The 14,228-nt window shown below is 63.4% G+C and carries 14 protein-coding genes and 1 pseudogene; 8 read left to right on the forward strand and 7 right to left on the reverse strand.

Annotated features, from left to right (window positions below):
* Positions 1–168: 168 nt before the first annotated feature.
* A complete protein-coding gene (locus tag CR103_RS16235; RefSeq protein WP_099916992.1) occupies positions 169–711 on the forward strand; it encodes an FxDxF family PEP-CTERM protein in 543 nt (180 codons plus the stop codon).
* Between the two features lie 133 nt (positions 712–844).
* Here the strand turns inward: CR103_RS16235 and CR103_RS16240 are convergent, their stop codons facing one another.
* The 4 genes and pseudogenes from CR103_RS16240 to CR103_RS23530 form a co-directional block, all read right to left on the reverse strand.
* The gene (locus tag CR103_RS16240; protein WP_180279422.1) at positions 845–2,743 is read right to left on the reverse strand and encodes a sensor histidine kinase, YfiR-like protein-associated; all 1,899 of its coding nucleotides are present in this window, start codon (positions 2,741–2,743) and stop codon (positions 845–847) included.
* On the reverse strand, positions 2,740–3,036 hold the full coding sequence (locus CR103_RS22790; protein WP_180279423.1) for a hypothetical protein: 297 nt from the start codon (positions 3,034–3,036) through the stop codon (positions 2,740–2,742). Before CR103_RS22790 ends, CR103_RS16240 begins: the two co-directional genes overlap by 4 nt.
* Positions 3,026–3,190 (reverse strand): hypothetical protein, encoded by a 165-nt coding sequence (locus CR103_RS22795; protein ID WP_180279424.1) that lies wholly within the window; start codon positions 3,188–3,190, stop codon positions 3,026–3,028. The genes CR103_RS22790 and CR103_RS22795 overlap by 11 nt, the downstream gene beginning before the upstream one ends.
* 152 nt (positions 3,191–3,342) lie before the next feature.
* Positions 3,343–3,510 (reverse strand): annotated as a pseudogene (locus CR103_RS23530) (ISNCY family transposase); the annotation flags it as partial.
* Between the two features lie 200 nt (positions 3,511–3,710).
* Between CR103_RS23530 and CR103_RS16245 the strand changes: the two are divergent.
* The 3 genes from CR103_RS16245 to CR103_RS16255 all read left to right on the forward strand — a co-directional run bounded on the left by CR103_RS16245 (position 3,711) and on the right by CR103_RS16255 (position 8,785).
* The gene (locus tag CR103_RS16245; protein WP_099916994.1) at positions 3,711–4,541 is read left to right on the forward strand and encodes a response regulator; all 831 of its coding nucleotides are present in this window, start codon (positions 3,711–3,713) and stop codon (positions 4,539–4,541) included.
* Between the two features lie 171 nt (positions 4,542–4,712).
* Positions 4,713–7,613, forward strand: a complete 2,901-nt coding sequence (locus CR103_RS16250; protein ID WP_099916995.1) for an ATP-binding protein — start codon at positions 4,713–4,715, stop codon at positions 7,611–7,613.
* A gap of 194 nt (positions 7,614–7,807) precedes the next feature.
* Positions 7,808–8,785: a GGDEF domain-containing response regulator gene (locus CR103_RS16255; RefSeq protein ID WP_099916996.1), complete on the forward strand. Its 978-nt coding sequence runs from the start codon at positions 7,808–7,810 to the stop codon at positions 8,783–8,785.
* A 70-nt stretch (positions 8,786–8,855) separates the two neighbouring features.
* On the opposite strand, the gene CR103_RS16260 is transcribed toward CR103_RS16255, so the two are convergent.
* On the reverse strand, positions 8,856–9,275 hold the full coding sequence (locus CR103_RS16260) for a hypothetical protein (protein ID WP_099916997.1): 420 nt from the start codon (positions 9,273–9,275) through the stop codon (positions 8,856–8,858).
* 335 nt (positions 9,276–9,610) lie between these two features.
* Here CR103_RS16260 and CR103_RS16265 point away from each other — a divergent pair, with 335 nt between their 5' ends.
* Both CR103_RS16265 and CR103_RS16270 read left to right on the forward strand, forming a co-directional pair.
* Positions 9,611–9,802, forward strand: coding sequence for a hypothetical protein (locus tag CR103_RS16265; protein ID WP_099916998.1), 192 nt, complete (start codon positions 9,611–9,613; stop codon positions 9,800–9,802).
* Positions 9,803–9,829: 27 nt separating this feature from the next.
* Positions 9,830–10,588, forward strand: a complete 759-nt coding sequence (locus tag CR103_RS16270; RefSeq protein WP_099916999.1) for a sensor histidine kinase — start codon at positions 9,830–9,832, stop codon at positions 10,586–10,588.
* Here CR103_RS16270 and CR103_RS16275 read toward each other — a convergent pair.
* Both CR103_RS16275 and CR103_RS16280 read right to left on the reverse strand, forming a co-directional pair.
* The gene (locus tag CR103_RS16275) at positions 10,575–11,873 is read right to left on the reverse strand and encodes an NAD(P)/FAD-dependent oxidoreductase (RefSeq protein WP_099917000.1); all 1,299 of its coding nucleotides are present in this window, start codon (positions 11,871–11,873) and stop codon (positions 10,575–10,577) included. The genes CR103_RS16270 and CR103_RS16275 overlap by 14 nt on opposite strands.
* A gap of 271 nt (positions 11,874–12,144) precedes the next feature.
* Entirely contained in the window at positions 12,145–12,642 is a 498-nt protein-coding gene (locus tag CR103_RS16280) for a hypothetical protein (protein WP_099917001.1), read from the reverse strand.
* 442 nt (positions 12,643–13,084) lie between these two features.
* On the opposite strand from CR103_RS16280, the gene CR103_RS16285 reads away from it, so the two are divergent.
* Both CR103_RS16285 and CR103_RS16290 read left to right on the forward strand, forming a co-directional pair.
* On the forward strand, positions 13,085–13,642 hold the full coding sequence (locus tag CR103_RS16285) for a DUF4402 domain-containing protein (protein ID WP_180279425.1): 558 nt from the start codon (positions 13,085–13,087) through the stop codon (positions 13,640–13,642).
* Between the two features lie 73 nt (positions 13,643–13,715).
* Entirely contained in the window at positions 13,716–14,213 is a 498-nt protein-coding gene (locus tag CR103_RS16290) for a DUF4402 domain-containing protein (RefSeq protein WP_099917003.1), read from the forward strand.
* Positions 14,214–14,228 lie beyond the last annotated feature (15 nt).

Raw genomic sequence — 14,228 nt, forward strand, 5'->3', positions numbered from 1 at the left:
TTATTCGTATGCACGACAGGAAATCAATTGACGGGAGGACTGTTTCGCCCATTTCGCGCACGAGCCAAACCTGCAACCGCTTTCGCAGGCAGCTGCGCTAGCATGAAGTACCCCCCGATTTTTGATAACCCTGCTGCTTGTTGCGGCTGTTTTTTGCGAGGTAACAATATGAAAAGCTCAAAATCCTTGATTGCTGCAATTGTGCTGGCGACTGCGTCGCTCGGCGCAGGCGTGGCCAAGGCGCAAGTGATCGTCACGCCGGACCAGGCACTGGACCTGGTGGGAACCAGTGCCTTCTTCGGCGACGCCTTTGACGTCAACCTTCGGGGCAACACGTTCTCCGAAAATTTCACGTTCTCGGTTACCGGCATACCGGCCAACCTCGATGCGATCGTCTCGTCGATCAGCCGCACTGCGGCCACCGGCCTCGACATCACCGGGCTGGGGCTGTTTTCCAGTACGGGCAGGCAAGTAGCGCTGGGCTCGTCGCAAAGTACCGGCGCGATCGACATCTGGACCGTGACGAGCGATAACCTGGCGCTGGGCAGCTATTACCTGCAAGTGAGCGGCAACCTGGTGTCGAACACTTCCGGTGCCTTTGGCGGTGCGATGATGCTGGCACCCGTGCCGGAGCCTGGCGCTTACGGCATGATGCTGGCCGGTCTGGGCGTGGTCGGCTACATCGGCCTGCGTCGGCGCAAACAGAAGTAAGGGCGGCAGCAAGCACTGAAACAGGTGCTGAAAACGCTCACTTGCCTGCAAGCGGAAACGGAAGCTGAACACGCTTCCGTTTTTCAATCCGCTGCCTCAGGCGGCGATTCGGTGCGGGAGCGGCCGTACCGTATCAACTGCGCAGCTTCTTGACGACGTTGCGGTTGCTGAGGATTTCCTCGATTTGCTCGAAACGCACCGGCTTGACCATGTGGTGGTCGAACCCGGCTTCGAAGGCCAGCTGGCGGTCTTTTTCCTGGCCCCAGCCGGTCACGGCGATGAGCAAAGTGACCGGTCCGCACGGCAGGCGCCGGATGGCGCGCGCCAGGTCGTAGCCGGCCATCTGCGGCAGGACGATGTCGAGGAAGGCGAAATCGGGAACAAAACGCGCCGCCGCGTTCAAGGCGTCGGTGCCGTTGTGGGTGATCACCACGCTGTGTCCCATTGCCGACAGCAGCGCGCCGATGCTGTTGACGAAGTCGACGTTGTCGTCGGCCAGCAGGATGCGATAGGAATCGGAACTGATAAAGGCGGCCGGCATCGTTTTGGTGGGCAGTTCCGGCTCGACGACGATTGGCAGGCGCACGGTGAAGTCGCTGCCGCGACCGACGCCGCCGCTGTGCACCTCGATGGTGCCGTGGTGCAGTTCGACCAGCCGGCGCGCCAATGACAGGCCGACGCCCAGTCCCGCATTGGTGCGCTCGAGTGTCGACTCGACTTGCACGAACATGTCGAACACGCTGGCCAGCATGTCGGGCGCGATGCCGATGCCGTCGTCGGACACGCAGACGACCAGGTTCTTGTCGTCGACGTGCGCGGTGAGGGTGACGCGGCCGCCGCGGTTGGTGTACTTGGCGGCATTGTTGAGCAGGTTCGACAGGATCTGCGCCAGCCGGTTGGCGTCGCCGTTGAGAAACACCGGGCGGTCCGGCAGGTCGATCACCAGGTCGTGGCCATGCAGCTCGATGGTCGAGCGCACCACCTCTAACGCGTCGTTGACCACCGCCTTCAGTTCGACCCGGCCCATCTTGATGGCGAACTTGCCGGTGTTGATGCGCGATACATCGAGCAGGTCGTCGACCAGCCGCACCATCTGGCGCAACTGGCGTTCCATGATGTCGGTGGCGCGCCGGGTGGCCTGGGCATCGCCGCTGCGCAGGCGCAGGATGTCGAGGCCGGTGCGGATCGGCGCCAGCGGATTGCGCAGCTCGTGCGCCAGGGTTGCCAGGAACTCGTCCTTGCGGCGGTCGGCTACCAGCAGCGCCTGCTCGGCGCGGTGGCGCACCTGCATCTCGTGCTCCAGGGTCAGGTTAGCTTCCTGCAAGGCATGCGAGCGCCGGCCGATCTCGGCCAGCATGTCATTGAAGGCGGCCACCAGCACGCCGATCTCGCCGCTGTTGTTGCCCGGCACCCGCAACGTAAAATCGCGCCGTTGCATCACTTCGCGCGCGACGTTGGTTACCGCCTGCAGCGGACGCGTGATGCTTTCCTGCAGGCGTGACGCGACCATGGCGGCGATCAACAGCGCGCCCAGCATGACAGCGCCGAGGATGGTTCCGTAGCTGATCAGGCGCTCGACCAGCCCGTAGCGCGAACGCAGATAGACGGTGCCGAGCAGCTCGCCGTTCTCGATGATGTTATGCACCACCACCAGTTCAGCGCGGTCGATACGGAAACCCGGTTTACCGGGCTTGTCCGGCAAGCCAGCGCTCGATGACGACTGCTGGGAGTACGAGGCGAAGCGCGTCCCCGCTGCCGAGTAGATCGCGCCCGCCAGGATGTGCGGGCGCACGCGCAGCACCGCCAGGTTCTGCCGGGCCGTCCTGGCGTCGTTGAACGCCAGCGCCGGCGCGGTCGCGCTGGCCATGATGCCGGCCTGGGTAGTAAGGTCGTCGACCCAGTATTGCTGAAACGTGCGCAGGTCGTATAGCAACATCGCGATCGAGGCCAGGAACAGCGCGACGAAAGTGGTCGAGACCGCCATGATGATGAGCTTACTGCGAACTGAACCGGTATCGTGGGTCGGCATCATGGCGCTCCTTTGCTGACGTGGGTATAGCCGAGGAACTTGTAAATAGAGCCTGCTTTGACGCTGCGCTCGAACGCGTGGCAGGCGGCGAGTGCGATCGCAGAAGCCCGGAGTGATGGTTTTAGCATACTTGCTATAGTAGAACATTTTGAACGGTATGGAACGGCGCACACGCCGAACTGCAGCAAAACGCTTGCAAAACGTTGCCAGGGCTGCCAACGCTCGCGCACGGCATTCTGAATTGCCGTTTTGAATGTCGCTGTTTTATTGAATGAAATAAAGAAGCTAGCCGACACCGTATTTGGCCGCCCACAAGGCCTCGTTGTCGCTGGTGTAGGGACGGTCGTAGCCGTAGACGGCGATGTCGCCCGGCTTGCAACAGCTGGCAATCGCCTCCCCGGCGTCGAGTACGACGATGTCGACCTTCCTGTGCGAAATGACTGTTGCCATGTATCGGGAACCTGAAAAACACGGGTTGAGAATCCCACGCCACAGCCACGCATGGAAACGTTACTTTCATGATGACGACAAACTGACGAAACTGCAACTATTCCCCATCGCGACAACTGTGATAACAAAGATAAATTTGCAAAGAAATTTTGCAATGCCGACACCACATCGCTCAGCAACGACGCCAGCTCGGCCCTGGCCGACGATAGCAGGCTGCGTGCGCACAGCGCCTGTCCCGACAGCATTTCCCGTACCACCCACAACACGTCGTGACCGACATCCGGTTGCAGCCCATCAATGGCGAGGATTGCCCGCTTTTGCTGCAACAGTTTTGCACCGCGTTTCGACTGATGGCACACACCTCTCTAACACACCATAGGCAGAAAAATGGCGATGAGCGAGTATTGCCTGCCTGGTTTTTTCGCCGGCCGCTTCCTGCTCCAACGTCGCCGCTTTGGTGTACGATTGAGCCGCTTTCAGTTACACCATTACAATTTCATCATTGGATCGACAGGGTCATATGCTCGAATCTGGCAAGTTTTCCAATCTCGTCGGCGACGTCGACTGGTCGCGCAGCGCGCTGGGCGACGCCGCCGCCTGGCCCCTGTCGCTGCGGCTGACGCTCGACATCGTGTTCAATTCACCGCTGCCGATGCTGCTGTGCTGGGGGGCTGAACAGGTGGTGGTGTTCAACGAGGCCTACGCCGTCCTGGCCGGGCCGTCGCACCCGTCGGCGCCGGGAGGCGACGTGGCGGCCATGCTGCCGGCGCCGCTGGCGGCGGCGCGCGCCGCGTTCGACCAGGCGTTCGGCGGCGCCCCGGCAAGCCGGCAGCACGAGCTGCTCACCTTTATCGGCGCGCACGGCCCGGAACAGCGCGATTGCGACCTTTACTTCACGCCGATCCGCGACGAAGGCAACGACGTGCGCGGCGTGCTGTGCGCGCTCGCTGCCGGGACCCGGCCGCACGCGCCGCCCGCCGCGGACGGCCTGCGCATCCTGGTGGTCGAGGACAACCTCGACTCGCAATTTTTGATCTGTGAAATGCTCAGCGCGTTCGGCCACGACAACGACGGCGTCGCGCACGCCGAAGCCGCGCTCGAGAAGCTCGCCAGCGGGCGCTACAACGTGCTGTTTTCCGACGTCAGCCTGCCCGGCATGTCCGGCCTCGAGCTGGCCCGCCTGGCCCTGCTGGCCGATCCGCAGTTGAAAGTGATTTTCGCCTCCGGTTACGGCGACAGCTTGCTGCGCCAGGTCGAGTTCCCCTATCTTTCGCTGCAAAAACCGTACGAAATCGAACAACTGCAGCAGGCGCTGGCCGACATCGGCCGGCAATTGTACGCCAGCGCCTGACGGCAATTGTGTGGATACAAGTGGCTCGACTGCGCTAGAATTCTCCAGTCAGTCGACAGGCGCAAGGCGCCAACTGGATTCACCTTACAATCGCAAAGTTTTTCATGATGATTTCGAGCCGGCCAATGGGCGTTACCTGCCGCTCATCGGCCAATTGCGGGAACCACGCCGATGATCGCTGACGGCCAAGGCCATCCCCAGGCCAGCTTCGACGCGCTGCGCCAAGCCAACGCGCGCATGGAAACCATGCTCGACAGCCTGGCCGACGGCGTCTGCGCGGTCGATTGCGGCTGGCGCATTACTTACCTCAACTTACGCGCGGTGGCCTTGCTGGCGCCGCCAGGTGGCCGCCGCTCCGACCTGGCCGGCGCCATGCTGTGGGACGCCTTGCCGGTGCTGCGGGATGGCGACTGCGAGGTGCGCTTTCGCGCCGCGCTGCAAACGGGGCAAGGGGCCAGCCACGAGTTTTTCCACGCCGCCCTGGCATCCTGGTTCTGCCTGCGCGGCCAGCCTCAGGACGGCGGCATGCGCTGCCACTTCGAAGACGTCACGGCGCGTAAGGCCGGCGAGCAGGCCGCGCAAGGTGGCACGAACCGGTTGGAGGTAGCGCTGGCCGCCGGCCGGCTCGGCGACTGGCGCTGGGATGCGCTGACCGACCGCGTCACCCTGGGCGCGCGCGCAGCGGCCATGTTCTCGCTGGCGCAAGAAACACCGCTCGGCTGGGAACAGTTGCGCGAGCGCCTGTACGGCCCCGACCGCGACATGGTGCGCGACGAATTTCTCCACGCCTTCGCCGAGCACCAGGACCTCAACATCGAATGCCGGATCGATCTGCCCGGCCAGGCGCCGCGCTGGATCGCGGTGGTCGGGCGCGCCGACTTCGCCGATTTCGACCGCCAGCGCGGCTTGCTCGGCATGACCGGCGTGGTGCAGGACATCAGCACCCGCAAGGTTGCCGAAGACACCTTGCGGCAGAGCGAGGAAGTATTGCGCGCGCTGGCCAACTCGATTCCGCAGCTGGCCTGGATGGCGCAGGCCGACGGCAGCATTGTCTGGTGTAACGAGCGCTGGTACGAATACACCGGCACCAGCCTGGCGCAGATGGCCGGCTGGGGCTGGCAATCGGTGCACGATCCAGAGGTGCTGCCGATGGTGCTGCAGCGCTGGAACGAGTCGATCCGCACCGGCAATCCGTTCGACATGGAGTTCCCCATCCGCGGCGCCGACGGCCAGTTCCGCTGGTTTCTGACCCGGGTCAACGCGGTGCGCGACCGGCGCGGCCACGTGGTGCGCTGGGTCGGCACCAATACCGACGTCGACCAGGTCAAGCGCGTGCAGCAGGCACTGCGCGACGAGTCGAACGTGCTCGAACTGCTCAACAGCACTGGCAGCGCACTGGCGGGCCAGCGCGACCTGCGCTCCCTGCTGCAGACCGTCACCGACGCCGCCACCGGCATCAGCGGCGCGCGCGTCGGCGCCTTCTTTTATTACGGCACCGACGGCGCCGGTATGCCGTTCACGTTGCACACCGTGTCCGGCGTCGGCCGCGCGGAGTGTGCCAACCTCCCCCTGCCCGGTCCGAATGCGCTGACCACGCTGCGCCTTGACGACGTTGCGGGCGAAGCGCGCTTCGGCCAGGAGGCGCCGAACTTCGGCTTGCCCAAAGGCCATCCGGCGCTGCGCAGCTACCTGGCGGTCCCGGTGGTGGCGCGTTCCGGCGAGGTGCTTGGCCGGCTGATGTTCGGCCATCCCGAGCCCGCTATTTTTACCGAGCGCACCGAACGCGTTGTCGGTGGCATCGCCGCGCAGGCGGCGGTGGCGATCGACAACACCCGGCTGTACGAGGCGGCCCAGCGCGCCGCCGAGGAGCGCAAGGAATTGCTCGAGAGCGAAAGGGAGGCGCGCGCCGAGGCCGAGCGCACCAGCCAGATGAAGGACGAGTTCCTCGCCACGCTGTCGCACGAACTGCGCACCCCGCTGTCGGCCATCCTCGGCTGGGCCCAGGTGCTGCGGCGCGGCATGCGCGATGCCGCCGACCTGCAGCGCGGCCTGCAGACGATCGAACGCAACGCCCGCGCCCAGGCCCAATTGATCGAAGACCTGCTCGACATGAGCCGCATCACTTCCGGCAAGGTGCTGCTCGACGTCCAGGTCTTGTCGCCGACGGTGTTCATCGACGCCGCCATCGAAACGCTGCGCCCGGCCGCCGAGGCGAAGAGCATCCGCCTTGAAAAACACTACGATGCCGGCACCGGCATGATTTCCGGCGACCCGGCCCGGCTGCAACAGGTGATCTGGAACCTGCTGTCGAACGCCATCAAGTTCACCTTGCAGGGCGGCCTGGTGCAAGTCGGGCTGCGGCCTGCCGACGGCAACGTCGAAATCGCCGTGCGCGACAGCGGCGTCGGCATCGCGCCGGCATTCATCACCCACGTGTTCGAACGCTTCCGCCAGGGCGACGCCTCGACCACGCGCCAGCACGGCGGCCTCGGCCTCGGGCTGTCGATCGTCAAGCACCTCATCGAACAGCATGGCGGCACGGTGCGGGTCGACAGCGAAGGCGAGGGGCGCGGCGCCTGTTTTACGGTCGAGCTGCCGGCCGCCAACCAGCAGCTGATGGCGCGCGCCGGACGCGCGCGCTACAGCCCGCCGTCGCCGCTGACCCCGGACATCGTGCTGCGCGACCTGTCGCGGGTGAAGGTGCTGGTGGTCGACGACGAACCGGACGCGCGCGACCTGATCAAGCGCATCCTGTCCGATTGCAATGCCATCGTCACCACCGCCGACAGCGCGCGCGCCGCCCTCGACGCTTTCCGCGCGGCGCCGCCGGATGTGCTGCTGAGCGACCTCGGCATGCCCGACATGGATGGTTTCGGCCTGCTGGCGGAAGTGCGCAAGCTCGGCAGTGCCGCCGGCGGTGACGTGCCGGCCGTCGCCCTGACCGCCTTTGCCCGTTCCGAAGACCGCCTGCGCGCGCTCGAGGCCGGCTTTGCGGCGCATATTTCCAAGCCTGTCGAGCCGAGCCAGCTAATCGCCACGGTGGCCAATATGGTCGCCGCGCCCCCGGCTTGACAGGCGTGTTGGGTGTTCCTACCGGCGCACGCGTCACTGTCCTACAAGAAACATGCGGAAGTTTGCTACACTATCGCTTGACAAATAGGAGTGACGCCGGATTTTGCTAAAAGTTTGCAAAATTGTGCCCCAGCAGCACACACCCACCCAGGCGCCGCCCGGGTCCAGAGATTGCGCAATGACCGAGACCACGCATGCCCAGCCGAGAACACATCCTTAACGCAAAAATTTTGGTGGTAGACGATTCGGCCGACAATATCGAGCTGATGGAAGAGATATTGCGCGAAGAAGGCTATACCTGCGTCAGCTCGACAATGCTGCCGGAGCAGGTGTGCCCGCTGCACCGCCAACACAATTACGATTTGATTCTCCTCGACCTGCAAATGCCGGGGCTGAACGGCTTCCAGGTCATGAAGGGCCTCAAGGAAATCGAACAGGGGGGCTACCTGCCGGTGCTTGCCCTTACCGCCCAGCCGAGCTTCAAGATCGCCGCCCTCGAAGCAGGCGCGCGCGACTTCATCAGCAAACCGTTCGACCTGCTCGAAGTACACAAGCGTATCCACAACATGCTCGAAGTTCGCCTGCTGTACCGCGAACTGGCGCAGTACAGCAAGGCGCAGCAGGAACTGGCGCTGCACGATCCGCTGACCGGCCTGCCCAACCGCCGCCTGCTCGAGGACCGCATTGCCACCACCTTGCAACATGCCAGCCGTAATCACCACAAGGCGGCCATCATGTACCTCGACCTTGATGGCTTCAAAACGATCAACGACACTTATGACCACGTCTATGGCGACGAAGTGCTCAAGACGGTGGCGCAACGGCTGCTGGCCAACTCGCGCAGGGAAGATACGGTCGCCCGCCTCGGCGGCGATGAGTTCATGGTGGTGCTGAGCGAAGTGGGCGGCCTGTCCGACGCCCATGGCCCCGCGGCCAAGCTGGTCGAGGCGGTAGCGCAGCCGATCTTCGTCAACGACCTGACGCTGCAGCTGTCGACCAGCATCGGCATCAGCATTTACCCGGACGATGCAGAGACGGTCGACGCACTCATCAGCATTGCCGATTACGCACTTTACGAAGCCAAGCGCGGCGGCAAGAACCGCTTCTGCGCGACGTCGACGCAGCCGGCGGCGAAGGCGCCGGCCTCACCCGAACTGGCGCGGCGGCGCTAAAAATTGCTCGAAAAAGCCAGCTCTTTCAGCTGGCTTTTTTGATTACTCCGGATTGTCGCCTGCTTGCGTCCTACTTGCCCTTGGCGCCCTTGGCGACGCCGGCATCGATGTTGGCCGCCACCTTGGCCGCGGCCTGGTGGTCGGTGCAGGCGTTGACCATCTCCGGCGGCACCTCGATGCGGGTGATGCCGGCATCGACTGAAATTGGGTCGCTCGCCGGGAAGGTCATCTCAACCGCTTCGTCCAGCAGGATTTCCTTGGCAAGCTGCGCCATGGTGTCGGTTTCTTCGTCGGCCAGCGTCTTGATCGCGTTAGCCCACTTGACGAAGCGCAGGCCGGCCAGTTCGCCGATGGTGTTCACGCCAAACGCCTGGCTCAGCGCGCGCGCGTCCGCTGCGCTCACGCCGCGCAGCGCACTGATCGGCGATTCTGTCAGTTCGCGGAAGGATTTGCTCGTGAAGCTGGGATCTACGATGGTTTCGATATTCATGGTTTGTCCTTTCAGGATTGGGAAGCCGGTTCCTTATGTTGCGCGGTTGAACTGGACACGTTTCTACTATGTCACAGTGTCCCGGCTGGGGATGTGCGCCAGCGTACAAACTACTCAGATACACACAACTCCACATTCGTTGTGACGGCGCCGAACGGCATTGTTACTGTTGCCGGGTCCGCCAATACCCCCACATGATTCGCCAGCAAAACGTGCGCGCGAGAAATAGCGTCTCTGCTATTCTCTGCCGCGAGCAGCATGCTGCTCAACTAGCCAGAAACGTAGCGCAGGAATGACGTGCTTAACACCGAAAAACAAAAGACCCTGGTCGCCAGGTGCTGCTGCACGACTTCGCGGTGATCCTGCTCGACCTGTCGGCGCTGGTGTGCGCCTGCATCGACACCTTCAAGGCCACCGGGCGCACCGGCAGCTTCCAGATCAGCGTCGACACGCCCCCGGCCCTCGGCGCAGAGGGCGACCAGGTGGTGCTGACGGTGCGCGACAGGCGGCAACAAGCTGCTGTATGATTCGGGAAAGTTTTTACAAAGCGCCCCATGACTGCATCGGCCTGGCCACCGTCTCCCCTACTTGCCGACGCCCCCTCGGATCGGCCGGCGCTCGCCCGCAGCGCCGACGTGGCCGAGCTGCTCGGCCACGTCACCACCAGTTGGGACGACCAGCGCCGCCTGCTGGCGCGCCAGTTGCACGACAGCCTCGGTTCGTCGATGACGGCGCTGACGATGCACCTGGCGCTGCTGACCCAGCAGCTGCCGCAGGAAAAGGCGCTGCAGGAGCGTAGCGCGCAGATGAAGCAGCTGCTCCTGACCATCATCGACAGCAACCGCAAGATGCAGCTGGCGCTATGGAACGACAAGCTCGAGTTTCTCGGCGTAAAGGCAGCGATCGGCGAGCTGGTGGCCGAGTTCGGCGCTACCCACAACATTACCGCCCGCGCCAGCCTGCCCGAGGAGGACGCCGGCTATCCGCGCGTGCAAGCGGTGGCGCTGCTGCGCTGCGTGGAAGAAGGCCTGCGCAACGTGGCTGCTCATGCGAGGGCCACCGAGGTCGAGGTGATCCTCGACGATGACGGCGACCAGGTGATGCTGACGGTGCGCGACAACGGCGTCGGAATCGGCCCGGAGCCGTATTTTTACCCTCATCATCATGGTTTGCGCACGCTGCGCGAACGGGCCGCCTTCCTGGGCGGGCGGTTCAGCGCGCGGCCGGCGCACGAAGGGCACGGCACGGTACTCACCCTGATCCTGCCGCGCACCGAGCCGACGCAGCGCGGCGACGCCGTCAGTGCAGCTTGACCAGCGGCGTGGTGCGGCGGATCAGGAAGCGCGCGATCGCCAGCAGGCTTGTCCGCAGCGTGCCAAGCACCGCGCGGTGATGCATCAGGTGCAGGCTTTGGTACATCAGGCGGGCAAAGAATCCCTCGACAAACCAGCTGAAGCCCCGTAACGCCCCCATCAGGCTGCCGACGGTGGTGGTGCTGCCGACCGACACCAGCGAGCCGTAATCGGTGTAGGCGTAGGCTTTTGCCGGCGGCGGCTTGCCCTTTGCGGCCAGCAGGAAGGTGCGGCGCAGGAAATCGGCTTGCTGGTGCGCGGCCTGGGCGCGTGGCGGCACGGCTTGTCCGTTGCGGTCGATGCAGGCGGCGCAGTCACCCAGCGCATAGATGTGCTCGGCCCCCTTCACGCGCAGCCAGCCGTCGACCTCGAGCTGTCCGCCGCGGCCGGTCGGCAGCCCGAGGGTCGACAGCAATTCCGGCGCCCGGATGCCGGCCGCCCATACGCACAGGTCGGCCGGATAGGCGTGGCCGTCGGCGTCCAGCACCCGACCCGGCTCGATGCTTGTGACCTTGCAGCCGGTGACGACGCTGATATGGCGTTCCTGCAGCAGCGACAGCGCGGCGCCGGCCACCCGCTCCGGCAGCGGCGCGAGGATGCGCGGCGCTCCTTCGAGCAAGGTGATGCGCACGTCGCGCAGCGCATCAAGGTGTTCGAAACCGTAGCTGGCGTACACCCTGCTGGCCTCGCGCAGCTCGGCCGCCAGTTCGACCCCGGTAGCGCCGCCGCCGATGATGACGATGTCGACCGCCCCTTCCCTGCCCTCGCTCTTGTCCTGGTCCGCCGCCGACAGCAGCCGCAGCAGACGCAGGCGGAAGCGCTCGGCGTCTTCAGTGGCGTTGAGCGAAATCGTGTGTTCGGCCGCGCCGGGCACGCCGAAATAGTTGGACGTGCTGCCCACCGCCAGCACCAGCTTGGCGTAGCCGATGCGGCGCTCGGGCAGCACTTCTTCTTGCGCCAGGGTGGTGATGGGACCGACGGTCAGCCGCTTTTGCGCCTGATCGAGCCCGACCAGCGCGCCGTAGACGAAAGTGAAACCGTTATCGTGCGCCAGCATCTGGTAGGACAGCCCTTCCTGATGGATGTCGAGCGTGCCGGCCGCCACTTCGTGCAGGGACGGCTTCCAGATATGGTACAGGCGGCTGTCAACCAGCATGACTTTCGACGCCCCTAATTTGCGGCCCAGTTTGCAGGCCAATTCGAGCCCGCCCGCACCCCCACCCACAATTACGATTTCGCTGCGCAAACCGTTCTCCCTTGAGACAAATGACGCGCCCGACAATTGTCGGACCCGCCGGCAGTTTACTATGAACGCGCCTTGGATGTTCCATAACAGGGCCCTGAACGGCTCTCTGACGGCCAGCGTAGCGAGATGCCGCGCAACGCCTCATGGTGCTCGAAGCGTCACCGGGAGATAAGGGATTGGACCAAAAATTGGCGAAAAAATAGCGTGTTGCGCAGGCGGGACACGCTATTTTAATTTTTCCCCTCTTTTTACCAATCAGGCGCTTGCCAGCTTAATCGCCGCGCTTGTCGTGACCTTTGCCATGGCCCTTGTCCTTGTCTTTGTCCTTGTCTTTGTCCTTGTTCTTGTCCTTGCCATGGCCATGGTCGTCATTCTCGCCGCGGTAATCGCCACGATCGTCGTCGCGGTAGCCGCTCTCGCGCACGACGACAGGACGGTGCTGTTCGCGATAGCGCGGCGCGTAAGTATTGTTGTACCAGCCGTCCTGCACGAAGAACACTTGCTGGCCGCAGGCAGCGTATTTGCTGCAATGTTTGCTCCAGTGCTTGCGGTGGCCTTCCGGCACGCGCAGGTAGACCGGCCGGGCGACGTAGCGCACCTCGCGCTCGACGATCACCGGCTGCGTGTAATACACCGGCGGCGGCGCGTAGTTACCCAATTCGATACGGCCGTAAAAGCCGGGTTGGCCGACGTTGATGCTGACGCTGGTCTGCGCCATTGCGGGGAAGGCGGCAGCAAAAATGGCGGCGGCGATAATCAGGGTTTTCATGGAGGACCTCTAGTCGTTTTGCAGGCAGACCTGCCTGAACAAGAAACTCAGTTTACCAGACGCAACACTCAAGTCTGTGCGGTTCCCCACCAATCTTACAGTTCTACCAACTCATTTAGTGCTTTTTTAAAATCTTTACTAACTATTAGTACTGGTTTCCGTTAAAAAAAATAAATTTCATTTTATGCATAGTAAATTCTTTTAGGCAATGATTGAAAAACAACACTAAAGAAAATTAGTTACCATTAAGATAGTGATTTAGAGCAATTTTATGTACTACTTGATTTCTTTTCAGCAAAACTTAGTGGTAAATTGAATGTAGTCGCACAGCCAGAGAGTTGGTTACATGCATCGCAGGACGGCGCGACAAGTTGTTAAATGTTTCTCAGTCGACTGTTCCCAAAAATCCCGTTCTTTAACGAAAACAATAAGGAGCTATAAAATGAACAAGATCACCGCAGCCAAGCAAAACAGCCTGAAAATCGCCCTCGTTTCCGTCCTCGCCCTCGGCGCGACCACTTTGAGCGGCGGCGCAAGCGCGGCCAACAATGCCAGCGCGACGGCTACCGCAACTGTCGTCACGCCGATCGCCATCACCAAATCCGCCGACCTGGTTTTCGGCAGCTTCTATCCAGGCGCCACCACCGGCACCGTCGACATCAACACCAACGGCGCCCGCACCTTTACCGGCGGACCGGTCACCGCTTCCGGCGCCGCCGCCCCGGCAGCCGCCAAGTTCGACGTCACCGGCCAGGCCAGCTCCACCTACACCATTGCCTACGCCGCCGGCGTGACGCTGACCGGCCCGGGCGCGCCGATGGCGCTGACCCAGATCAGCGACCTGACCGGTGCCGGCGGCGCAACGACCCTGGCCGCGGCCGGCGCCCTCAGCGCCGGCGGCACCCAGTCGATCTATATCGGCGGCAGCCTGGCCGTCGGCATCAACCAGGTCTCTGGTGCTTACACCGGCAACATCACCGCTACGGTTGTCTACAACTAAGCAGTCGGCTGACGCGCCCGCCACGGCGGGCGCGTCGCTCGAGCGGCCAGCCGCGCTCGGAGAATGACCCACGATGCCCCTACTTGAAATTCGGCGCGGGCCAGTCCCGCTGCTGCTGTCGCTATTGCTTCCGCTGCTGCTTTGGCTGCCGGCGGCGCCGCTGCATGCGGCCGGCAAGACCGCCAACGTCACCACCACGCGCAACCTGAGCTACGGCAGGTTCGCCGCCAACACCGGCGGCACCATCATTCTCTCCGCGGCCGGTGTACGCAGCAAGACCGGCGGCGTCGTGCTGATGTCAGGCGGCACCATCACCTCGGCCTCTTTCAATCTGGGCCAAACCGGGACCGGCAAATCGGGGGTTTTCTCCACGATCATCCTGCCGAACAGCGTGCAGATGATCAGCGGCACCAACTCGATGACCGTTGACAACTTCGTCAGCGATCCTGCCGGCTCCGTGCTCGGTACCGGCAAGACTGTCGTGCTGGTGGGCGCCAGGTTGACCGTCGCGTCGAACCAGGCGCCCGGGAACTATTCGGGCACCTTCGTGGTGACTGTTAATTACCAATAATGCCGGGTATACTTG

The organism is Massilia psychrophila (assembly GCF_002760665.1).
Classification (GTDB): Bacteria; Pseudomonadota; Gammaproteobacteria; order Burkholderiales; family Burkholderiaceae_D; genus JAFCUW01.